Below are 22,529 nucleotides of genomic sequence, written 5' to 3' on the forward strand. Positions count from 1 at the left end.
GTCACTCCTTCAGCCCTTCACCAGCGCCATTTGCGCCATCACCACGATGCGCCGGATCCCGTCCGTGATATGCGTGCACGACAGCGTGGCGCCACTGATGTTGTCGATGTCGTCCCCGATGCGCAGCGGTGCCTGCGCGGACTTGCCGGTGAACTGGCTGCGCCAGGGCTTGTTGCGCACCTCGTAGCCGTGGCTCTCGCGATAGGCCAGGATCTCCACGTCGCGGATCTCGCCCGCCGGGCTCAGGGCAATGGCATAGTTGATCAGCTCGAACTTGCCGATCACGGCGTCGGCCACGACAAAGCCGAGCACATGGGTGCCCTGCCTAGCCTGCCAGATCCGCCATGCGCTCATGCGTGCCGGCCCGCCGGCACGCTCCGCCAGTTGCCGGAGCTGGTCCGGATTGAGCGCGACCACCATCGGCACGAACTCGGTGGCATCGGCGAACATGAGTTTCTGGCTATCGGCCACGCTCATGTATTCCGCCGCGTGCACGTGGGTGACGACCAACCCGGCGCACGCGGTGGCCGCGGCGCAGACCAGGGCGGTAGGTACAGACCGGTAACGCATCGCATCCTCCTTGTTAGCGGCGGGTGCCGCGAGCAGGCGTTTAGAAATACACGCCCAGGCCAAAATCGACCCGCGTGAAATCGCGATTGATGCGGAAGCGCTGATAGTCGATCTTGAACACGACGTTCGGGTTCAGGTAAAAATTCAGGCCCGCCGTCCACACGATATCGTAGGGCTTGGGGAAGACTGCGCCCGTTGCCGTGACCGGCTGGCTCGGCGTGGCCGAGAAGCCCGGGGCAATGCCTTCGTACCTGGCGCCCATGTTGTAGCGCTCGAAACGCACGAACGGCACCGCACGATAGTTGCCGTGCTGCCACACGTTGTAGGCGGCCTGCAGGTACCACCCATAGAAGGAGGCAGGCATCGGGTTGGCCGTACCCAGGAACTGCGCGTTGACTTGGGCGGTATTGCTGATGCTGCCCTGCGCATAGAGGGCTGACAGGTCCCACTTGCCCGGGTTCCAGCGTGCGTGGGTCTCCCACAAGGTAGAGCGTTGACTGCCCGCGCCCGCCGCCGGGTTGGCATTGCCGGTAAATACCGAGCCGCCCAGCAACAGCGAGGACACGCCACGATAGTTCAGCGAGATGTATTGCGCAGCATTCTTTGCATTTGCCAGGGACATTTCCTGGTGGGTCGCCTGCATCGGCGCCACGCCGTTGATCTGCAGGTCAAGCGCCGAACTGTAGAGCGGCGTCTCCGGCGTGAAATTCCACTTGGATAGGTCCAGGCCGGTGGTCAGCCCGACATTCCAGTCGAGGCCGAAATCCGTATTGCCATGCAGGGCAAAGCCGCCCTCGCGCCAGGTGCTCGGGATGATCAGGGTCTCGATGAAGTTACGGTAGACGCCATAGTACGCAGTGGGCTCGTGGTGCTCGTTGATCAGGCCCACCGGCATCAGGAACACCCCGGCCGTCATGCCCACCTTGTTGGTGAACATGTGATCGATGTAGAACTGCTCGACCTCGAACTCGCCCCGGTCCGAGGAGGACGCGATGGCATGCTCGACCTCGAACTCGGAGGCGAACCGGGTCTTCTCGTCGAAGCGGTAACCGAAGCCGAACACTGCCCGCCCGATATCCGCGCGCGTGTCGTTGGTATTGCGGCTGGGCCGCGCGTAGTTGATCTCGCCGTAGCCGAACACGCTCAGGTTATCCAGCGGCGATGGCTTGGCGGCTACCTGCTGCAGGGTCTCCTGCGAGGCCTGCAACTGCGCCACCTGCGCGGTCTGGTCCGCCTGCTGCCTGGCCTGGGACTGTTGCTGCGTGGCCATGGTGGCGTTCTGGTCCTTCACGGCCTTGAGCTCGGCCTTGAGGGCTTCGAGCTGGCTGGCCATGTCGTCGATCTTGCGCTCAAGCTGCTGCACCACGGCAGGGCTCACTGTCGCCGGCGCACCAAACGCAGGTGCCCCGACCGCGGCCAGCACGGCCGCGGCAATTGTGCTTCTCTTCATCTCACTCCCCCCTTTTCCTGATTATTTGCTTTGCGTGGTAGCTACAACGGGCCCGGCACGGGTGGCGGCAACGCTGGCGGCGGTCGACTGGCACTGCGCCGGAACTGGATAGGCCGACGGGTTGGCGGGATCGAACCCATCTGTCAGGGTGCACAGGAATCGCACCAGGTCGGCGATCTCGCTATTGGTCAGGTTCGGGGCCAGCGACGGGATGTAGGGCACCTCGGTCACGTTGACATTGGCGCCGTAGGCCGTTGGCAGGTCGTTGTAGGGAATATCGGGGGTGCCGTCGGCTTTGACGTACCAACGGGCGGGATCGGTATCGCGCGTGATGTACCACGTCACCGCCTCTTCCAGCGTGTTGAAGACGCCGTTGTGGAAGTACGGCCCGGTCAGCGCGATATTGCGCAGGGTCGGTACCTTGAACGCACCGCACACGCTGGTGCGGCCGGAGAACTCGGTGCGCAGCGGGCCGCACAGCCCCAGGTCGAAGTAGTCGTGATTGGGCGCGCCCAGTGCCGTGCCGTTCTTGGGTACGTAGTCGAGGGTGTTGCCATCGATATTCGCGGCAATCTTCCAGTTGCGCGGGATGCCGACATTGTCATAGCTGAAGTCGGTAAACAGAGCTGGCGTGGTGGCCGTCGGCGTGGACACGTGACAAGCCGTGCAGTTGCCTTTGGCCGGGTTGTTGAACAGCGCCAGGCCATTGAGTTCCTGCGGGGCCAATGCCACGCTGCCCTTCAGGTAGGCGTCGTACTTGCTCGAGAAGGGATGGAAGGATGGGTCTTCCTTCTGGTATTGGGCAAGCGCCTGCCCGATATTGTGCAGCGTGGCTGTCGCATCCTTGACGGAATCCTGGCCGAAGACGGCCTTGAAGTCCGCCAGGTAAGGCCGCGTCAGCAGCTTCGCCAGCACCTCGTCGGCGGATGCATTGGCCATTTCGAATGGCGTCACGAACGGCTGCTCGCCCTGGTCGGCAAGCGACGCCGACCGCCCATCCCGGAAGAACCCGCCGACGGCCTTGCCGCCTGCCGGGAAACTGAATGCCGGCGTGAATTGCGTATAGACAAGCGACGGCGCATTGCGCAGGCCTGGCAGATCCATATTGGGCCCGCCCAGCGGCACGGCCAGCCCGTCATCCGCGGCATAAGCCCGGCTCTGCACATGGCAGGTGGCGCAGGATTGCTTGCCGGAGGCCGACAGTGCCGTATCGGAGAAGATCTTCTCGCCGACCTGCGCCATGGCCGACAGCGAGTTGGCGGCCGGCGTGGCGCTGGACGATGTCGAGCTGCTGTCGCTGCCGCCACCGCAACCCGCCAGCAGCGCAACCGCCAGTGCCGCGCCAACCCAGGCGCGCACGGCTCCCTCCCCGCAGTGCCGCTCCCCGCGACCTGTTCTTGTTGTCATGTCCCTGTGGCTCTTTAAGCGCGATGCTTGCGCGATCGACGGGTCGCATCCGCTGCGAATCACGAATACGAACGATTTGTGTTATCGATTATATGGAAAGAAAAGCAAGCACCGCTAGTAGCCTTTCGGGCTTCGTTGCGGCCCAAGCGAAAGTGTTGCACCGGCACAGCAGATGATGGAAAAAGCGGCCATTTTAATGTAGGCATGGCCGAATTTAGAGGCACTTGCAAACAACTCAAATGCATCTCGAATGTCTGCTGATGACAACAAGACAAAGGAAAGTCACGGTAGATGCACATCGATCACACGCGCCAGATGAGGGAGGTGCTGGCTTCGGCCCCGACCGCCCAGCCTCATTGATGGGCACCAACCACAATGAAAATCAAAGCAATACGCATTTGCAATATAGCCCGGCAATTTAATTAATATCTTGTCTTCCAAAATAATGAAATTATTATATTGATTGAATTCGCCAGTTTTAAATCAGCTAATTGGGAATCAATATCATGAAAGGCGACAAGAAGGTTCTTCAGCTTCTCAATGGCCAGCTGAAGCATGAATTAACTGCAATCAACCAGTACTTTTTGCACGCGCGCATGTACAAGCACTGGGGCTTGAGCGCGCTCGGCAAGCACGAGTATGAAGAGTCGATTGAAGAAATGAAGCATGCAGACAAGCTCATTGAACGCATCCTCATGCTCGATGGGCTCCCAAACCTCCAGGACCTCGACAAACTGCTGCTTGGAGAAAACACCGAAGAGATGCTGGGTTGCGACCTGAAGCTTGAACTTGTTTCACAAGCCAGTTGCAAAGAAGCCATCAAGCACTTTGAGTCCGTCAGCGATTACGTGTCGCGGGAAATCATCGTCGGGATTCTGGATGACACGGAAGAGCACATCGACTGGCTCCAGACGCAGTTGGAGCTTGTCGCGAAAGTTGGCTTGCAAAACTACCTGCAGTCCGCCATGGGCGCTCCCGACTGATACCGGTTCGCCCGGTTTGGCCGGGCGCCGCCCGGCGCCCGGCCACCCTGATGCGCCCTTGCGCATCCAGGCCAATCACACCGCACATCTGCCCGGCGGGTCCCTTCCCCTCGCCTGCGCGGCCGTGATCGTCATTGCCACAGGCATCCCCGCCTTGTTATACTGAGAATCGTTCTCATTTCTTTTATCCGGTGCCGCGCACCTCCTCCCGAGTAGAAAGTGCCCATGCCGGCCGCCGATTCTCCGCTTCAGCGCGACTTGCTCGCGCTTTACAGTGACCACCACCGCTGGCTGTGCGGCTGGCTGCGCAAGAAGCTCGGCTGTACGCATCGCGCCGCGGATCTGGCCCACGACACCTTCCTGCGCCTGCTTGCCCGCGAAGAAGCCATCGCGATCCAGGAGCCGCGCGCGTTTCTCACCACGGTTGCCCAGCGGGTGCTGGCCAATCACTGGCGGCGCGAGCAAATCGAACGCGCCTACCTCGAAGCGCTGGCGCAGATGCCGCAACCGCTGGCGCCCTCGCCCGAAGAGCGCGCCATCCTGCTGGAAACCTTGTTTGAAATCGACCGCTTGCTGGCCGGCCTGCCCACGCCGGTCAAGCGGGCGTTCCTGCTCTCGCAGCTCGACGGGCTTGGCCAGGCCGAGATCGCCACGCAACTCGGTATCTCCGTGACTACCGTGAAACGCTACCTCGTTCGTGCCGGCACGCAGTGCTATTTCGCGCTGCCGGTGGATTGACACCATGCCGCTAAGCACATCCGCAGGAATTCCCCCCGAGGTCGCCACGCGCGCGGTCGAATGGCTGCTCGCGCTGCAAGCCGAGGATGCCACCGGCGCCACGCGGCTTGCCTGGCAGCAGTGGCTGAAAGCCCACCCCGATCACGCCCGCGCCTGGCAACGCATTGAAGCGGTCAATGGCCGGCTGCGCGCGCTCTCGTCGCCGGTGGCCTCGGCCGTGGCCCACGCCACGCTGGCACCGCCGCGCTCGCCGCGGCGCCGCGACGCCGTCAAGACCCTGGCGCTGCTGCTGTTTGCCGGCGGTGGCGCGTGGATGGTGCAAGAGCGCACACCGTGGCGGGAATGGGTGGCGGACGAGCGCACACGCGTGGGCGAGCGGCGCACCGTCACGCTGGCAGACGGCACCGTGGTCTCGCTGAATACCGATAGCGCCTTCAACGTGCGTTTTTCAGGTGCCGAGCGCCGTGTGCGGCTGCTTGCCGGCGAGATCATGGTGATTACCGGTAACGACGGCGGCACGGGGGCGCGCCCCTTCACCGTCGAGACCGCGCACGGAGAACTGCAACCGCTCGGCACGCGCTTCACGGTGCGGCTGCAGCCCGACGCCAGCCGGGTCGCCGTATTCGAAGGCGCGGTGGCCATCCGCCCGCGCGACGGGCATGGCCTGGCACGCACGCTGCAGGCCGGCGAGCAGGCGCGCTTTACCGGCACGGCAATCGGCGAGTCCGAGCGGGCCAACGACGCCGACACCGCCTGGGTCGACAACATGCTCGTGGCCAGCGCCATGCGCCTGGACCGGTTCCTGGCCGAGCTCGGCCGGCATCGTCCGGGGCTCCTGCTCTGCGATCCGGCGATCGCCGGCCTGCGCGTTTCCGGCACGTACCCGCTGGCGGAGACCGACCGCGTCCTCGATATGTTGCGCACCACGCTGCCGGTGGAAATCCACTTCATGACACGCTACTGGGCAACCGTGCGGCCTGCGCGCTCTTAGGCGGGCTCATAGGCGCGCCCCTGGATTTACCCCTTTCATCTCTTTTCACGAAAAAAACTGCCGGAGGTGGTCTGTTTTCGATTCTCGCGTGACATAGGAGGTAAGCGCACCACATCTCCCATCCTCCACCGAGCCATCGAATATGGAACCTCATCAAAACGCCGACGCCTTCGGCTGCCTCAAGCGACATCCGCTAGCGTCCGCCATCGGGCATGTCGCGGTGGCCATGGGCCTCACCACGGCCAGCCTGCTTCCCGGCATGGCGCGGGCGGCAGACGCGCCGGCAGCGCCGGCGCCGGCGACCGCCAGGGCCTACGACATCCCGGGCGGCCCGCTGGAGGGCGCGCTCAACCGCCTGGGCCGCGAAGCCGGCATCCTGCTCTCTTTCCCCACGGAAACCACGGCTGGCCTGCAAAGCAAGGGCTTGCACGGCCGTTATGACGTGCCGGACGCGCTGGCCCGACTGCTGCAAGGCACGGGCCTGGCCGCCGTGGCGCAGGCCAACGGCGGCTATGCGCTGGTCAGGCGCATCGAGTCCTCGGCAGCGGTACCTGGCGCGAGCGGCAACGAGGCCGCCCTGCCGCCGGTCACCGTGCGCGCCGATGCCGCCCGTGAAGACAGCTACCGTGCCCCGCCCACGGCATCCGTGATGCGTTCGGACACGCCCCTGCTCGACACGCCGCAGGTGGTGAACGTGGTGCCGGCCCAGGCGCTGCGCGATCAGCGTCCCCGCAACCTGGACGACGCGCTCGGCAATATCAGCGGCATCACCCAGGGCAATACGCTGGCCGGCACGCAGGACACCATCATGAAGCGCGGCTTTGGCGGCAATCGCGATGGCTCGGTGATGCACAACGGCATGCCCCTGATACAGGGCCGCGGGCTCAACGCGGCGGCCGACAGCGTGGAGGTGCTCAAGGGCCCGTCCTCGCTGCTGTACGGCATCATGGATCCGGGCGGCGTGATCAACATCGTCAGCAAGCGACCCATGCTTGAGCAATACAACGCCATCTCCGTGCTCGGCTCCACCTATGGCCACGGCAAGAACGGCGCGGGCGCCACGCTGGATTCCACCGGCCCCATCGGCACCTCCGGCCTGGCTTATCGCCTGGTGGTGGACCAGGTCGACGAGCAATACTGGCGCAACTTCGGCGAGCATCGCGAGACGCTGGTAGCGCCGTCGCTGGCCTGGTACGGCAAGGACACGCAGGTAGTCCTGTCCTACGAATACCGGAAGTTTCTCTATCCGTTCGATCGCGGCACGGCCATCGACCCGAAGACCAACGAGCCGCTGGCCATCCCCAGCCGGCGCCGGCTGGATGAGCCGTTCAACAGCATGGACGGGCAATCGCACCTGGTGCAGCTGGCGGTCGATCATCAGATCAATGCCGACTGGAAGGGACACTTCGGCTACAGCTACAACCGCGAGAGCTACGACGCCAACCAGTTGCGCGTGTTCGGGGTCAACTCCACCACCGGCGTGCTGTCGCGCAGCAATGACGCCACCCATGGCGCCTTGAGCACGGACAGCTACGGCATTGCCTATGTGGATGGCCGCTTCAATGTGGCCGGGCTGCGCAACGACCTGCAGGTTGGCGTCGACAGCGAGTACCGCAGGATCTACCGGGCGGACCTGCTGCGCCAGAACACCACCCGCACCTTCAACTACCTGAACCCGGTCTACGGGCTGGAGTCGCCATCCAGCACGGTCTCGGCGAGCGACAGCGACCAGACGGACACGCTGCACGACACCTCGTTGTTCTTCCAGGACAGCCTGCACCTGAGCGAGAAATGGATCCTGGTGGGCGGCGCCCGCTTCCTGTCGTACAGCCAGGTGGCCGGGCGCGGCCGGCCGTTCAACGTCAACACTGACATCAACGGCAACAAATGGCTGCCGCGCGCCGGCCTGGTCTACAAATGGACCGAGGCCGTGTCGCTGTATGGCAGCTACACCCAGTCGCTCAAGCCAACCTCGACCATCGCGCCGCTTAGCTCCGGCGTGGTGATCGACTCGGGCGTGCTGCCGGAACAAGCCACGTCCTGGGAGCTGGGCACCAAGCTGGACCTGCCGGGCAGCATGACGGGCTCGCTGGCGTTCTTCAACATCGACAAGAAGAACGTGCTGGTCTCCCAATACAACGACGTGACCCGGCAGACCGACTGGCGCACCTCCGGCCGCGCGCGCTCGCGCGGGATCGAGATGGACGTGGCCGGCCAGATCGGCGAGCGCTGGAACCTGATCGGCAGCTACGCCTATATCGACGCCAAGACCACCGAGGATCCCTTGTACGCGGGCAATCGGCTGTGGAACGTGGCGCAGCACACGGCGTCGCTGTCGGCCGTCTACGACTTCGGCCAGATCTTCGGCGGCGACAAGCTGCGCCTGGGCGCGGGCGCGCACTATGTGGGCAACCGCCCGGGCGATTCGGCCAACAGCTTCACGCTGCCCGCCTACACCGTGGCGGACGCCTTTGCCACCTACGAGACCAAGGTCGGGCAGCGCAAGCTCAGGTTCCAGCTCAACGTGAAGAATCTGTTCAACCGGACCTACTACCCGTCCAGCGTCAATAAGTACTTCGTATCGGTGGGCGACGCGCGTCAGGTCACGCTCCTTTCCACCTTTGAATTCTGAGATAGCGCCACGGATTACCCGATAAGGAATGCAGACACCATGAAGACTGAAGACCCCCACCCCGCCACCTTCGCTGGCGCCCTGGCCAGAACGCTGCGCGCGGCGATCGCCGGCGTGCTGATGGCCGCCTGCGGCGCCGGCATGTCCGCCCACGCCGCGCAAGCCAACGGGCAAGGCAAGAGGATCGCGCTGATCGTCCAGACCGATGGGCCCAACGTGGCTGTCGACCAGAAGATCAAATCGCACCTGGAAGCACGCGGCTACGCGGTCAGCCTCGTCGAGCAGGATCAATCGCCTGAAGCAGTGCGCGACGCGGATCTCGTCGTCATGTCGTCCACCGTCTCGGCCAAGCGCGTCGCGCCCGGATGGCGCCAGTTGCCCAAGCCGCTGCTGACCTGGGAGAACGACTTGCTGGACGACCTGGCCATGACCGGCAAGCGCCACGACGTGGACTTTGGCGAGGCGGCGAAGGAGCGCTATGTGTGGCTGGTCAATGCGCCGCATCCCATTGCCGCGGGCCTGCCGGCCGGGGCGATCAACGTCTACGACCGCCAGGCCGGCATGAGCTGGGGCAAGCCCGGCCTGGGCGCCAGCATCATCGCCACCCTGTACGGCCAGCCTGAGAAAGCGGCCATCTTCGCCTACGAAAAGGGCGCGACGATGGATTATGAATCGCTTGCCCCGGCACGCCGCGTCATGTTCTTCCTCGACAACGATACGTTCACCAACCTTGCGGCGCCAGGGCGGCAGCTCTTCGACGCGGCGGTGGATTGGGCAGTGGGCTTGCGGTAGGACACCGACAAAGGGGGGCTTCCTCCTCGCTTTAATTTACAAAGCATATGCTTGTGTAATTGATGGCGGCGCCTTATTATCCAAGAATTAATTTGGATAATAAGGCAATGACAGCCAGCCTACGCCAGCGTGGCCTTGCTGCTGGTCGGCACCACCACCGAAGTCTTCGTGCCGTATTTCCTGCAAACCTTGCATGGCCACACACCGCTGGCCGCGGGATACCTCACGGCGGCCATGGCGGGTGGCTGGAGCCTGGGCTCGCTGCTCTCCTCCGGCCAGGACGGCGCCCGCGCGGCGCGCCTGCTGCGCGTGGGGCCGGTGCTGTGCGCGGCTAGCTTGCTCGCTCTGGCGCTGGTCGTGCCTGCGGGCGCAAGCCTCGCGCCGGCGGTGCGCACGCTGCTATGCGGGCTGGCACTGGCCGGCGCGGGTGCCGGCGTGGGCATCGGCTGGCCGCACCTGCTGACACACGTGTTGACGCTGGCGCCCCGCGGCGAGGAAGGCATGGCCTCGGCCGCGATCACTACGGTCCAGCTCTACGGCATGGCGATCGGCGCGGCGGTCGCCGGGCTGGTAGCCAATGCGGCCGGGCTCATCACGCCGGGCGGCACGGCGGGCGCGCAGTCCGCCGCTGCCTGGCTGTTTGCCAGCTTTGCCCTGGCACCCACGCTGGCAGCGCTGGCGGCGCACCGGATCACCAGCATGGCGCGATAGCCGGACGGGGCAACGCATGACGCTCGCCCCTCGCATCGGCAACGCCATCAGCATGCACGCAGCCATCGTGCCGTGGCCAGAGGGGCACCTCGGTGGCCTGCGTGTGCCTCATGCCTGAGGCCCGCCCTCGCGCTTCAGCGCCATCGCCAGCACACGAGCCACGTGCATGGCATCGGTGTGGGCACCGTCCAGGATCTGGTGGCGGCAACTGGTGCCGTCGGCCACCACGATGGCATTAGCGGCGCGCTGGCGCACGGCCGGCAGCAGAGACAATTCGGCCATCGCCTTGGACGCCTCGTAGTGCTCGGCCTCGTAGCCAAAGCTGCCGGCCATGCCGCAGCAGGACGATTCCACCGCAGATACCTTCAGGCCGGGGATCCAGCCAAGCACGGTCTGCACCGGCGTGAAGGCGTCGAATGCCTTTTGGTGGCAGTGGCCATGCACCACGGCCTCGCTCGTCTGCAGCGCATCGAGGTCCAGCGCGAGGCGGCCGGCTTTTTTCTCACGCACCAGGAACTCCTCGAACAGGAAGGCCTGCGCGGCCAGCTTCCTGGCCTCGTCGCCATAGCCATAGTTGAGGAACTCATCGCGCAAGGACAGCAGGCACGAAGGCTCCAGCCCGACGATCGGGATGTCGCGGTCCACATAGGGCTTGACCGCATCCAGCAAGCGCCGCGCCTCCTCCTTGGCCTGGTCCACCAGCCCCGCCGCGAGGAAGGTGCGGCCGCAGCACAAGGGGCGCTCGCCCTCGCGGCGGTTGAAATGCACCTTGTACCCCGCTGCCTCCAGCACCTGTTGCGCCGCCCGCGCGTCCTCTGGCTCCATGTAGTTGCTGAAGGTGTCGACGAAGAGCATGACTTCGCGGCCCGGCGTGCCTTGGTGCTTCGCCTTGGCCTTCGACAGGAACGAGGCCTTGAAGCGTGGCAACGAGCGCTGCGGTGCAAATCCCAGCGCCCGCTTCACCACGCCGGAGATACCGGGAATGCTGTCGGCCAGCGCGAGCAGCGCCGGGAAGCGGCTGGCCAGCGGCGCATAGCGCGGCATGAAGGCCACCATGCGTTCGCGCAGGGTGATGCCGTGCCGCCGGGTCCAGGCGTGGCGCGCCTCGATCTTGAACCTGGCCATGTCCACGCCCGTCGGGCAATCGCGCTTGCAGCCTTTGCAGGAGACGCACAGGTCCAGCGCTTCCTTGACTTCCACGCTGGCGAGCCCGTCGTCGCCCAGCTGGCCTGACACCGCCAGCCGCAGCGTATTGGCACGGCCGCGCGTGACGTGCTGCTCGTCCTTGGTCACGCGATAGCTCGGGCACATGGTGCCCGCGTCGAACTTGCGGCAGTGGCCGTTGTTGTTGCACATCTCTACCGCCGCGGCCAGGCCGCCGGCACGGTCGGTGCCAGTGCCGGGCGCCGTTTCCTCGCCGCTCAACGGGTTGCGGCTGACATTCCACGCGGACCAGTCGAGCGCCGGCGTGAGCGGCAAGGCGGCATAGCCCGGCGCGAAGCGGAAGTTCTCGCGTGCGTCCATCTTCGGCGGCCGTACGATCTTGTCCGGGTTGAAGCGGTTGTCCGGATCGAACAACGCCTTGATCTCGCCGAAAGCGGCGTTGATGCGCGGGCCGTACTGCCAGGCCACCCACTCGCCGCGGCACAGGCCGTCGCCGTGTTCGCCGGAATACGCACCCTTGTATTCACGCACCAGCTCCGCCGCTTCCTCGGCAATCTCGCGCATGCGCACCGCGCCGTCGCGCCGCATGTCCAGGATCGGGCGCACATGCAGCGTGCCCACGCTGGCATGGGCGTACCAGGTGCCTTCGGTCTCGTGCTTGTGGAACACGGCGGTGAGCCGGCGCGTGTATTCGGCCAGGTGCTCCAGCGGCACGGCGCAATCCTCGATGAAGGAGACCGGCTTGCCGTCACCCTTCATGCTCATCATGATATTGAGACCGGCCTTGCGCACATCCCACAGCGCCTTCTGGGATTTGGCGTCGGGCATCTTGACCACGGATCCCGGCAGGCCCAGATCGCTCATCAGCGTCGCCAGATCGTCCAGTTGTGCCAGCAGCGCGCTGTGCTCCTCCCCCGCGAACTCGACCAGCAGGATAGCCTGCGGCTCGCCCGACAAGGCGCTCTCGATGACGGGGCGAAACGCCGGGTTCTCCATCGACAGGTCGATCATGGTGCGATCCACCAGTTCCACCGCAACCGGCTTGAGCTTGACGATATGCTGCGTCATGTCCATGGCCTGGTAGAACGTGGGGAAGTTCACCACGCCCAACACCTTGTGCCGCGGCAGCGCAGACAGCTTCAGCGTGACCTGGCGGCTATAGGCCAGCGTGCCTTCGGAGCCCACCAGGATATGCGAGAGATTGGCGTAGCCGTCGTCGGTGTAGGCGCGCGGGTTCTGGCATTCGAACAGGTCGATGTTGTAGCCGGCCACACGGCGCAGCACCTTCGGCATGCGCTCGGCAATCTCGCCCTGCTCGCGCGTGGCGATGCGTTGCAGGCCCTTCAGGATGCCGTCCACGCGCGCATCGGCCACGGGTGCTTTCAGCGAGCCGAAATGGCATTGGCTGCCGTCGGCCAGCACCGCATCGATGCCCAGCACGTTGTGCACCATGTTGCCGTACTCGATGGAGCGCGAGCCGCATGAATTATTGCCGGCCATGCCGCCGATGGTGCATTGCGCGCCCGTCGATACGTCCACCGGAAACCACAGGCCATGCCGCTTCAGCCAGGCGTTGAGGTGATCCAGCACGATGCCGGGCTCGACCGTGACGGTCGCGGCCACGGGATCGAAATCCACCACATTGTTCAGCCACTTGCTGTTGTCGATCACCAGCGCCTCGCCAACCGTCTGGCCGCACTGGCTGGTGCCAGCGCCGCGCGCCAGCACCGGGGCCTTTTCGTCGCGGGCGATCTCCAGCGCCAGCAACAGGTCCGCCTGGTCGCGCGGCACCACCACGCCGATAGGCGTGATCTGGTAGATAGAGGCATCGGTGGCGTAGCGGCCCCGGTTGGCGCGATCGAAGAACACGTCGCCGCGCAGTTCCTTGCGCAAGCGGGCCGACAGTGGCGACAGGGCCGGGCCGGCGCGGCCTGGCGAAGGCACAAGATGGATCGGCTTGACGAGCAAAGGGGAGGAGGAATGATTCATGGCTTTCTACCAGGGCTTGTGTGGCGCGGTGCCGTGCCGGCGCGACTTGTCATGCGAGGATCAATTCAACCGGCGGCAGGCCGGCGACCCGGCCCAGCGCCACGCCCGCCTGGGCGGGAAAATGCATGCCCATGTAGGACCCGGTGGTCACCAGCGTGCCGTGCCCCAGCGTCATGCCGCGCATGGTGCAGTGGTTGACGATCCACGGGTTTTCGGGTCGGTTGGCATGTCTGCGTGGCTCAGGCGTGCAACGGCTTCGAGGCGGTCGCGGGCTCGGTTTCGAACTTGCTCTCGGGCTGCATGCGCAAGGCCAGCACCACGCCGATGCCCATCAGCACCATGCTGCCGATAAAGGGCAGCTCCCAGCTGCCGAAGCGGTCGATCAGGTAGCCCGACAGCACCGGCGAGATGATCGCGGCCAGCGCGGAGCCGGAATTCATCATCCCGCTGGCGGTACCAGAATGCTCCGGCGCGATATCCATGGGGATCGCCCACATCGGCCCGATGGTCATCTCGGAGAAGAAGAAACCGGCGGCCAGGCAAGCCATCGAGACGTAGAGCTGGTGGGTAAACAACATAGGGATCAGCGACAGCATCGTCAGCAGCATGCAGACCGCCACCATCCAGCTGCGGGCGCGCTTCAGGCTACCGGTACGCTCAAAGAGCTTGTCGGTGACGATGCCGCCGAGCGTGTCGCCGAGCACGCCAGCGAAGAACACGGCGGAGGCGAAGATGGCGGACTTCTTCAGGTCCAGATCGTAGCTATGCAGGAAGTACTGGGGAATCCAGCTCAGGAACAGCCACAGGGTCCAGGCGTAGCAGAAGTAGACGATGGTGACCGGCGCCATGCGCTTGAACAGGCGGCGCCAGGGTACGTTGCCAGCCTTCTTCTTGGCGGCGGGCATCGTTTCGAGTTCGTCCGCCGTGATGCGGGGATGATCCTTGGGGTGCTCGGTGAAGGTCACCGCCCACAACGCCACCCAGACCAGGCTGATTACGCCACAGATGTAAAACGATTCGCGCCAGCCGTAGACCGCCATGATGGCGACGACCGCGGCCGGGGCCACCGCGTTGCCTACCCGTGCGCAGGCATGGGTGATGCCCTGCGCGAAGCCGCGCTTTTCCTTGGGCACCCAGCGCGCCATGGCGGCGGTGGCCGCCGGAAACGTAGCGCCCTCGCCCAGGCCCAGCAGCAGGCGCGCGGCGAGCAGGGAAATCAGCCCGCCGGCAAAGCCCGTGAGCAAGGTGGCGATGGCCCAGAGCACGCCGCAGGCCATCAGGGTGCGCTTGGCGCCGAACCGGTCGCTGACCCAGCCGCCGATGATCTGGAACACCAGGTAGGGATAGGCAAAGGCCGAGAACACCAGCCCGATCTCGGTCTTGCTGAGGTTGAACTCCTGGCCAAAGCCGGCCGCGGCCGTGCTCACATTGACGCGGTCCAGGTAGGTGATGAAATACATGATGCATAGCATCCCCAGCACGACGCTGGTTGCGCGCAGGCGTTTCATGGCTTGTCTCCGTTTTTGTTCCTGCCCGCCCGGCGGGTGCCGGGGCCGGGGCAAATTCGTCGCGGCCGGCTCTATGGCCGGTTCCCGCTCCTGCGCACAGGCGGCGGTACGGCTGCCGGACCAAAAAAAGGCAGCACGTCTGCCTGGCCTCACCCCAGGGGTGAAGCCATGCCTGCTTGCACTTGTTGTTGCGTTGCGGTGGTTCAGGAAGGCCGCCCGGCCCTCCTGCGCCGGCCTATGCCGCGGCCTTCAGCACCGGGGTATCCGCATGCGAGGCCAGGTACTCCATCGCCGCCACGACGCCGCTGGCGGCCACCGGCACGCCGGCGAGCTTCAGCCCCATCTCGCAGCCGGACAACGTGGCCATCAGCGTGAGGTCGTTGCAGTCGCCGAGATGGCCGATACGGAACATCTTGCCGCGCATCTTGCCCAGCGCCTGTCCCAGCGACATGTCGAAGCGTTCATAGATGCGCTTGCGCACTTCGTCGGCATCCACGCCGTCCGGCATCATCACGCCCGTCAGCACCGGGCTGTACACGGCGGCATCCGCGCACTGGATCTCCAGGCCCCACGCCCGCACAGCGCGGCGGGTGGCTTCGGCCAGCCGCTGGTGCCGCGCGAACACGTTGTCCAGGCCCTCCGCCAGGATCATGTCCAGCGCTTCGGACAGGCCGTAGAGCAGATTGGTGTTGGGGGTGTACGGCCAGTAGCCGTTCTTGTTGGCTTCGATGATCTCGTCCCAGCCCCAGAACGCGCGCGGCAGCTTTGCCGCCTTGCTGGCCGCGATGGCCTTGGGCGACAGCGCGTTGAAGCTGATCCCCGGCGGCAGCATCAGCCCCTTCTGCGAGCCCGACACCGTCACGTCCACGCCCCATTCGTCGTGGCGGTAGTCCGCCGAGGCCAGGCCGGAGATGGTGTCCACCAGCAGCAGCGCCGGGTGGCCGGCCGCGTCGATGGCGCGGCGCACCGCGGCGATGTTCGAGGTCACGCCGGTCGAGGTCTCGTTGTGCACCACGCACACCGCCTTGATGGCATGCGCACTGTCGGCGCGCAGGCGGGCTTCGATCATGTCGGCCTGCACGCCACGGCGCCAGCCCTCGATGCCCGGCAGCCCCAGGAATTCCGGCTTCAGCCCGAGCGCTTGCGCCATCTTCTGCCACAGCGTGGCGAAGTGACCCGTCTCGAACATCAGCACCGTGTCGCCCGGGCTCAGCGTGTTGGTCAGCGCTGCCTCCCAGGCGCCGGTGCCGGAGGCCGGATAGATGATGACCGGCTGCTCGGTCTTGAAGATCTTCTTGATGTCCGCCAGCACCTTGCGGCCCAGCGCGCCGAATTCCGGGCCGCGATGGTCGATGGTCGGGTAGCTCATCGCACGCAGGATCCGGTCAGGCACGGGGCTCGGGCCGGGGATCTGCAGGAAGTGGCGGCCAGCGGGATGGAAGTCGAGTTTGATCATGGGTTGTGCCTTTTTGTGAATTATGCATTTTGCATTCAAAATACTTTAGCAGACGAAACCCTTCGCATCCAAGCGCTGTTTTGGCCTGAACACTGGGTGTTTACCCCGAAACTGGGCGCCTGCCAAGAGATGCAGTAGAATGCGAAAAACGCAAAGATAAGGACTTTGAATGCAGAATCCATCTGGCGGCGACTTCACGCGCCCTGCAGCGGTCCTCCCCAAGGTCGAGCGCCAACGGCTGCACGACACCGTGGTCGAGCACCTGCGCCGGTTCATCGTGGAAGGCGTGCTGTCCCCGGGCATGAAGCTCAACGAACGCGAGCTGTGCGAAACGCTGGGTATTTCCCGCACGCCGCTGCGCGAGGCGTTCAAGGTGCTGGCGGCGGAAGGCCTGATCGAGATCTCGCCCAACCGGGGCGCCAGCGTCTCGCGCATGACGGAGGCGGAAGTCTGGGAGACGTTCGAGCTGATGAGCGGCCTGGAGGCATTCTCGGGCGAGCTGGCTTGCGAGCGCATCACGCCGGCCGAGCTGGCCGAGATCAAGGCGCTGCATTATTCGATGCTGGCCTGCCGCGTGCAGAACGACCTGCCGGGCTACTACAGCCGCAACCAGGAAATCCACGACCGCATCAACGAGGCGGCGCGCAACGCTACGCTGCGCCAGACCTACCAGGGCATCAACCGCCGCCTGAAGGCGCTGCGCTTTCGCTCCAACCACCAGACGGAGAAGTGGGACCGCGCCGTGCACGATCACGAAGACATGATCAAGGCACTGGAGGCACGTGACGGCAAGCTGCTAGGCGCCATCCTCAAACGCCACTTGCTGGAAAAGCGCGACGCCATCATGCAGATCCATCAGGATCCGATCGGCGACCCGCCCACCCCGAACGACTAGACGAGCGCCCGTTTGCCGATAAAACCATGCCCGCGCCCGGGCATGGTGGTCGACGGGTGGTCGACGCGTCAAAGCGCGGTGCTCCTTGATGGTGCCCACGTCCGCATGGCGCTGCGCGACGCGTATCTTCTGCCGCACAAGCTCCTTTTGCCAATGCGATTTGCGAGGGATGCAGCGCAAAAAGGCCTCTTCCCTTGCGGCATGTTTCTTGCGAAGCATGCGGGGGTGCTGCCATGCGCGCACGAGATGCGCACGAGATGCGTACGACGGGAAGGCGCCCATCATCGCGCCACTGCGTAAGGGTGGCAGCGCACTGCGGTGTCAGACGGTCCCCGATTGCCATGCGCGATAGCAGGACCAGAATAGAGGTATCCGTTATCGGTAAGAACCCCACAGGAGATCGCCATGACAGCCCATAACATCCACGTTTTGCCGCATGGCACCGGCTGGGACGTGATCCAGGAGGGCGCGAGGTATGCCAACTCGCATCACGCGTCCCAGGAAGAAGCCGTGGAGGCGGGTACCCGGGATGCCCAGCGCGAGCAGGTCGAGTTATTGATTCACGGGCTGGACGGACAGATCCGTGCCCGCAACAGCTTTGGGCATGATCCTCGCTCGACGATATAGAGCGGAATGCGGGACCGAGCGATGAAGACTTTTTTACCTGTGTTGCAGGATTCGGTGCAGGGGCACAGCGGGTTTCGCACGGCTCAGCTGGCGCGGTCCACAGGCATATGGTTTGCTTCATGCAAGTAGCTGCCTGGGCTGGTGCCCGACGGCAGCCACTCCCATTGACCGCTTAAAGGACGCCTGAAAGGACGCCTGAACGACGGAGACCTCCCATGCCCGCAAAATCCAAGGCACAGCAAATGGCCGCCGGCGTTGCGCTCTCTGCAAAGCGTGGCGACAGGAAGGCCAGTACATTGAAAGGCGCTTCCAGATCAATGGTCAAGTCGATGAGCGAAGCCGAGCTGCACGACATGGCCTCCACCAGCCAGAAGGGCAAGCCAGGGCATAAGTCCAAGTCCTGACGCGGCGCCCGCTGCGAGGGCCATGGCAAGCAATGAAGCCACCGCACATCGGTGGCTTCATTCATTCAGGGGCAAATTCAGGGGCTGGCGTTCTACGTGCCGTTCTTGTCGCCCGTGCTGGCCACCGTTGCCGCCTGCGCTGGCACCCCCTGTGCCGGCGCAGGCGGCGCACCGCTGATCTTGGGCACGCACTCGGAGCGGAACCATGCAACGGTGATCGGCTCCCCGGCCATCAAGCGCTTCGCGGTCGGCACAACCTGCTCGCCAACCAGCATCCCAAGCAGCCCGATCAGGGCAATGGCGGGCGGGGCTGGCGAGCGGACCTGCAACAGCGCATAGATGATGCCGACCAGAATCCCCGCGCCGAACGAAACAAGAAACAGCTTCATGTCGCTTCTCCCTGGAAGTAGCCTCTGTTCACGATGGTGGTGCGGGCCGAAGGGTGCCCACTGCCATCAAAACGCCCAGCAGGAGCAACCCAGCGCGCCCCAGAACCCGCGATGATCCGACACCGGCGCACTGGACTGCCACGCACCCGCGTGCGCATGGCCATGCACGCCGCAGGCGCTCGCGCAGCCGCAGCCGGCCGTCACGGCCAGCGCCTGTGCGCCTGGCGCTCGCCGTGGCTGATAGCCGCCAAAGGCGCGCACCGGCGCCCAGTCCGGCATGGCGGGCGGCAGCGGTGGCGCCAGCTTGCCGAAGTCGCCGTCGCCGTACACGACCTTGCCGCCCAGCACGGTCAGCACGGAGGTGATGTCCTGGATCTCGTCGCCCGGCACGGAGAAATAATCGCTCGACAGCACCGCCAGGTCGGCCAGCTGCCCGGCCTGGATCTGGCCCTTCTTGCCTTCTTCCGAGGAGAACCACGTATTGGCCTCGGTCCACAGGCGCAGCGCGGCTTCGCGATCAAGCAGGTTGGCCTGCGGATACAGCGAAAGGCCGCCCAGCGTCTTGCCAGTGACCAGCCAGGACAGCGACACCCAGGGGTTGTACGATGCCACGCGCGTGGCATCGGTGCCGCCGCCGACCTTGACCCCGCGCTCCAGCATGCGCTTGATGGGCGGCGTGCTCTCGGCGGCCTTGGCACCGTAGCGCTCCACGAAGTACTCGCCCTGGTACGCCATGCGGTGTTGCACGGCAATCCCGCCGCCGAGCGCGGCAATGCGGTCGATGTTGCGATCGGTGATGGTCTCGGCGTGGTCGAAGAACCAGTGCAGCCCGTCGAGGGGCACGTCCCTCGCTACTTTTTCGTAGACGTCCAGCGCGCGGGAGATGGTCTCGTCATAGGTGGCGTGCAGCCGCCAGGGCCAGCGGTTTTCCGCCAGCAGCCGGATCACCGGCTCCAGGTCGCTCTCCATCGATGGCGGCATCTCGGGACGCTCGACACGAAAGTCTTCGAAGTCCGCTGCGCTATAGACCAGCATTTCCCCGGCGCCGTTGTGCCGATAGACGTCGTCGCCCTGCCCCGGCCTGACCTTGCCGGCCCAGGTCTTGAAATCGCTGAGCTCGTCCTTGGGCTTTTGCGTGAAGAGGTTGTAGGCCAGCCGGATGGTCAGCAGCCCTTCGGCATGCAGGGACTCGATGATGCTGTAGTCCTCCGGATAATTCTGGAAGCCGCCGCCGGCATCGATCACGCCGGTGACGCCAAGCCGGTTGACCTCGCGCATGAAATGCCGCGTGGAGTTCTTCTGGTATTCGGGCGGCAGCTTGGGGCCCTTGGCCAGCGTCGCGTAGAGAATGGTCGCATTAGGCTTGGCCAGCAGCAGCCCGGTGGGGTTTCCCAGGGCATCGCGCACGATCTCGCCGCCCGGCGGATTCGGCGTGTCCTTGGTGTAGCCCACGGTACGCAGCGCGGCGCCATTGAGGATGGCGCGGTCGTAAAGGTGCAGGATGAACACCGGGGTATCCGGCGCGGCCGCGTTCAGCTCGTCGATGGTCGGCAAGCGCTTTTCCGCGAACTGCTGGTCGGTGAACCCGCCCACCACGCGCACCCATTGCGGTGCCGGTGTGCGCGCCACTTGCTCCTTGAGCATGCGCATGGCATCGGCCAGCGAGCGCACGCCATCCCAGCGCAACTCCATGTTGTAGTTCAGCCCACCGCGGATGATGTGCATGTGGCTGTCGATCAGCCCCGGCACGGCGCAGCGGCCATGCAGGTCGATCACCTGGGTGCCGCTGTCCGCCAGCGCCATCACATCCTGCCGCGTGCCCACGGCAATGAACTTGCCAGCACGGATGGCAACGGCGTCGGCCTGCGGGTTGGCACGATCAAGCGTGGCAAAGCGCCCGTTCATCAGGATCAGTTCGGGCTTGGCGGTAGCATCCATGGTAAGGCTCCGGTCGATGGCAACGACACACGGCGGGGCCGCGGCAAAGCGGCGCCCGCCGGCTCGCGAAAGCGCTGTCTGGCGGCTAGCGCGCGGGCACTGCCGGCAGGGCATCGTGCTTGTCGCTGGTACGTTGCTCGGCCTTGTGCACCATCGTGTAGGCGTAGTCCACGCCCATGCCATAAGCGCCGGAATGCTCCTTGACCAGTTTCATCACGGCGTCATACGTGTCACGGTGCGCCCAGTCGCGTTGCCATTCGAGCAGGACCTGCTGCCAGGTCACGGGGACGACGCCGGCCTGGATCATGCGCTGCATGGCGTAGTCGTGCGCTTCCTTCGTAGTGCCGCCCGAGGCGTCGGCCACCATGTAGATTTCGTAGTTGCCCTCCGCCATCGCGCACAGCGCGAAGCTGTTGTTGCACACCTCGGTCCACAAGCCGGAGACGACAACCTTCTTGCGCCCGTTCGCCGCTAGCGCGTCGCGCACCTTCTGGTCATCCCAGGAGTTCATCGATGTGCGTTCAAGCAGCTTCTTGCCAGGAAATACATCGAGCAATTCCGGATAGGTGAACCCCGAAAAGCTCTCGGACTCCACGGTAGTGATCGTGGTGGGAATATTGAAGATCTTAGCGGCCTTGGCCAATCCGACCGTATTGTTCTTCAGGGCCTGCCGGTCCATGGATTGCACGCCGAAGGCCATTTGCGGCTGGTGATCGATGAAAATCAACTGACAGTTCTGCGGCGTCAATACCTCGAGCTTCGGGTTTGTCATGGTGGTTCTCCGATACGGACGTACGAATGGATTGAGGATGGGTGAGTCCCTCGCCTGGGATTCGCGTCGCGGGCGCGGCGCCCGCGCCCGGGCCCATGAAACGATGTGAAGCGCGCCCCGTGCTTTGAGCCTTACCAATATAGGAACTCTTTTCAAACCGGCCAGGCTTTTTCTTGTGCGGCAGCGTGCACATTTTTCTTCGCCTTCAGCTCCGGCATGGGGTGGCGCGCTTCAATGAATTTTGTGATCCGGCCCTGTCGGGAATCGCCTTTGGCGACCATACTCTTCTAACCTGGCGCTTGTCGGGCGGAGCCATCCGCACGCGCCAATCGGGAGAAACGCCATGGACCGCCTGGCCGGAAAAGTCGCCATCATCACAGGTGCCAGTGGCGGCATCGGATTCGCTACGGCGAAGCTGTTTGCCGCCCAGGGCGCCAAGGTCGTCATCGGGGCGCGGCGCCAGGATGAGCTGGACCAACTGGCCGCGCAGATCCGCGCGGCCGGCGGCGAAGCCGTCGCACTGGCTGGCGATGTGCGCGCGGAGGACTATGCCAAGGCGCTGGTCGCGCTGGCGGTCGAGCGCTACGGGAGGCTGGATGTCGCGTTCAACAACGCGGGCACGCTAGGAGAATCCGGCCCCAGCACAGGTGTCTCCGAAGCGGGCTGGAACGACGCCATCGCCATCAACCTGACGGGCGCCTTCCTGGGGGCCAAGCACCAGATCGCGCAAATGCTCAAGAACGGCGGTGGCTCGGTGATCTTCACCTCGACGTTCGTCGGCTACAGCTTTGCGTTCCCCGGCGTGGCAGCGTATGCGGCGAGCAAAGCGGGCCTGATCGGCCTGACCCAGGCGCTGGCCGCCGAGTTCGGGCCGCAAGGGGTGCGTGTCAATGCGATACTGCCGGGGGCGGTGGACACCGACATGTACCGCAGCATGAACAGCACGGCGGAGTCCCAGTCCTTTATCACCAACCTCCACGCCCTCAAGCGCGTGGCCAGCGCGGACGAACTGGCCCGTTCGGTGCTGTACCTGGCATCTGACGATTCAGCCTTCGTGACCGGTACAGCATCCCTGGTGGATGGTGGTGCATCGATCACCCGTACCTGAGCAAA

At 64.8% G+C, this 22,529-nt stretch carries 20 protein-coding genes and 1 pseudogene; 10 read left to right on the forward strand and 11 right to left on the reverse strand.

The features are described from left to right. Window positions 1–9: 9 nt before the first annotated feature. From ACGLHR_RS04120 to ACGLHR_RS04130, 3 genes are read right to left on the reverse strand one after another with little or no spacing between them, the layout of a single operon-like run. Window positions 10–570, reverse strand: coding sequence for an FMN-binding protein (locus ACGLHR_RS04120; protein WP_400092096.1), 561 nt, complete (start codon window positions 568–570; stop codon window positions 10–12). 40 nt (window positions 571–610) lie between these two features. Beyond that, on the reverse strand, window positions 611–2,020 hold the full coding sequence (locus tag ACGLHR_RS04125) for a porin (protein WP_400092098.1): 1,410 nt from the start codon (window positions 2,018–2,020) through the stop codon (window positions 611–613). Window positions 2,021–2,041: 21 nt separating this feature from the next. Then, window positions 2,042–3,427: a cytochrome-c peroxidase gene (locus tag ACGLHR_RS04130; protein WP_400092100.1), complete on the reverse strand. Its 1,386-nt coding sequence runs from the start codon at window positions 3,425–3,427 to the stop codon at window positions 2,042–2,044. Window positions 3,428–3,933: 506 nt separating this feature from the next. On the opposite strand from ACGLHR_RS04130, the gene bfr reads away from it, so the two are divergent. From bfr to ACGLHR_RS04160, 6 genes and pseudogenes are all read left to right on the forward strand, one after another. Then, entirely contained in the window at window positions 3,934–4,410 is a 477-nt protein-coding gene (gene bfr / locus ACGLHR_RS04135) for a bacterioferritin (RefSeq protein ID WP_318235365.1), read from the forward strand. A gap of 225 nt (window positions 4,411–4,635) precedes the next feature. Then, window positions 4,636–5,148, forward strand: a complete 513-nt coding sequence (locus tag ACGLHR_RS04140; RefSeq protein ID WP_400092103.1) for a sigma-70 family RNA polymerase sigma factor — start codon at window positions 4,636–4,638, stop codon at window positions 5,146–5,148. 4 nt (window positions 5,149–5,152) lie between these two features. Beyond that, a complete protein-coding gene (locus ACGLHR_RS04145) occupies window positions 5,153–6,139 on the forward strand; it encodes a FecR domain-containing protein (RefSeq protein ID WP_400092106.1) in 987 nt (328 codons plus the stop codon). Window positions 6,140–6,281: 142 nt separating this feature from the next. Further along, a complete protein-coding gene (locus ACGLHR_RS04150) occupies window positions 6,282–8,771 on the forward strand; it encodes a TonB-dependent siderophore receptor (RefSeq protein ID WP_400092108.1) in 2,490 nt (829 codons plus the stop codon). 39 nt (window positions 8,772–8,810) lie between these two features. Further along, window positions 8,811–9,563, forward strand: a complete 753-nt coding sequence (locus ACGLHR_RS04155; RefSeq protein WP_400092110.1) for a hypothetical protein — start codon at window positions 8,811–8,813, stop codon at window positions 9,561–9,563. Window positions 9,564–9,683: 120 nt separating this feature from the next. After that, window positions 9,684–10,274: pseudogene (locus ACGLHR_RS04160) on the forward strand (MFS transporter); the annotation flags it as partial. A gap of 108 nt (window positions 10,275–10,382) precedes the next feature. Here the strand turns inward: ACGLHR_RS04160 and ACGLHR_RS04165 are convergent. The 4 genes from ACGLHR_RS04165 to ACGLHR_RS04180 all read right to left on the reverse strand — a co-directional run bounded on the left by ACGLHR_RS04165 (window position 10,383) and on the right by ACGLHR_RS04180 (window position 16,391). Further along, complete coding sequence (locus tag ACGLHR_RS04165; RefSeq protein ID WP_400092112.1) at window positions 10,383–13,427, reverse strand: FAD-binding and (Fe-S)-binding domain-containing protein; 3,045 nt, start codon at window positions 13,425–13,427, stop codon at window positions 10,383–10,385. A gap of 49 nt (window positions 13,428–13,476) precedes the next feature. After that, window positions 13,477–13,602 (reverse strand): hypothetical protein, encoded by a 126-nt coding sequence (locus tag ACGLHR_RS04170; RefSeq protein ID WP_400092114.1) that lies wholly within the window; start codon window positions 13,600–13,602, stop codon window positions 13,477–13,479. A 64-nt stretch (window positions 13,603–13,666) separates the two neighbouring features. Then, window positions 13,667–14,935, reverse strand: coding sequence for an MFS transporter (locus tag ACGLHR_RS04175; protein ID WP_400092117.1), 1,269 nt, complete (start codon window positions 14,933–14,935; stop codon window positions 13,667–13,669). A 235-nt stretch (window positions 14,936–15,170) separates the two neighbouring features. Then, window positions 15,171–16,391, reverse strand: coding sequence for a pyridoxal-phosphate-dependent aminotransferase family protein (locus ACGLHR_RS04180; protein ID WP_400092120.1), 1,221 nt, complete (start codon window positions 16,389–16,391; stop codon window positions 15,171–15,173). A 169-nt stretch (window positions 16,392–16,560) separates the two neighbouring features. Between ACGLHR_RS04180 and ACGLHR_RS04185 the strand changes: the two genes are divergently transcribed. From ACGLHR_RS04185 to ACGLHR_RS04195, 3 genes are all read left to right on the forward strand, one after another. Next, window positions 16,561–17,286 (forward strand): GntR family transcriptional regulator, encoded by a 726-nt coding sequence (locus tag ACGLHR_RS04185; protein ID WP_400092123.1) that lies wholly within the window; start codon window positions 16,561–16,563, stop codon window positions 17,284–17,286. Window positions 17,287–17,691: 405 nt separating this feature from the next. Continuing rightward, window positions 17,692–17,913 (forward strand): DUF2188 domain-containing protein, encoded by a 222-nt coding sequence (locus ACGLHR_RS04190; protein WP_318235356.1) that lies wholly within the window; start codon window positions 17,692–17,694, stop codon window positions 17,911–17,913. Between the two features lie 215 nt (window positions 17,914–18,128). Further along, entirely contained in the window at window positions 18,129–18,317 is a 189-nt protein-coding gene (locus ACGLHR_RS04195) for a DUF3008 family protein (RefSeq protein WP_318235355.1), read from the forward strand. 92 nt (window positions 18,318–18,409) lie between these two features. Here the strand turns inward: ACGLHR_RS04195 and ACGLHR_RS04200 are convergent, their stop codons facing one another. From ACGLHR_RS04200 to ACGLHR_RS04215, 4 genes are all read right to left on the reverse strand, one after another. After that, window positions 18,410–18,706: a XapX domain-containing protein gene (locus tag ACGLHR_RS04200; protein WP_318235354.1), complete on the reverse strand. Its 297-nt coding sequence runs from the start codon at window positions 18,704–18,706 to the stop codon at window positions 18,410–18,412. Window positions 18,707–18,772: 66 nt separating this feature from the next. Further along, the gene (locus ACGLHR_RS04205; RefSeq protein WP_400092126.1) at window positions 18,773–20,644 is read right to left on the reverse strand and encodes an amidohydrolase; all 1,872 of its coding nucleotides are present in this window, start codon (window positions 20,642–20,644) and stop codon (window positions 18,773–18,775) included. 85 nt (window positions 20,645–20,729) lie between these two features. After that, a complete protein-coding gene (locus ACGLHR_RS04210; protein WP_400092128.1) occupies window positions 20,730–21,416 on the reverse strand; it encodes a hydrolase in 687 nt (228 codons plus the stop codon). Between the two features lie 152 nt (window positions 21,417–21,568). Beyond that, window positions 21,569–21,697, reverse strand: a complete 129-nt coding sequence (locus ACGLHR_RS04215) for a hypothetical protein (protein ID WP_400092129.1) — start codon at window positions 21,695–21,697, stop codon at window positions 21,569–21,571. Window positions 21,698–21,759: 62 nt separating this feature from the next. On the opposite strand from ACGLHR_RS04215, the gene ACGLHR_RS04220 reads away from it, so the two are divergent. After that, on the forward strand, window positions 21,760–22,524 hold the full coding sequence (locus tag ACGLHR_RS04220; protein WP_400092131.1) for an SDR family oxidoreductase: 765 nt from the start codon (window positions 21,760–21,762) through the stop codon (window positions 22,522–22,524). Window positions 22,525–22,529: the final 5 nt, after the last annotated feature.

This window comes from Cupriavidus sp. CuC1 (genome assembly GCF_044627735.1).
GTDB lineage: Bacteria > Pseudomonadota > Gammaproteobacteria > Burkholderiales > Burkholderiaceae > Cupriavidus > Cupriavidus ulmosensis.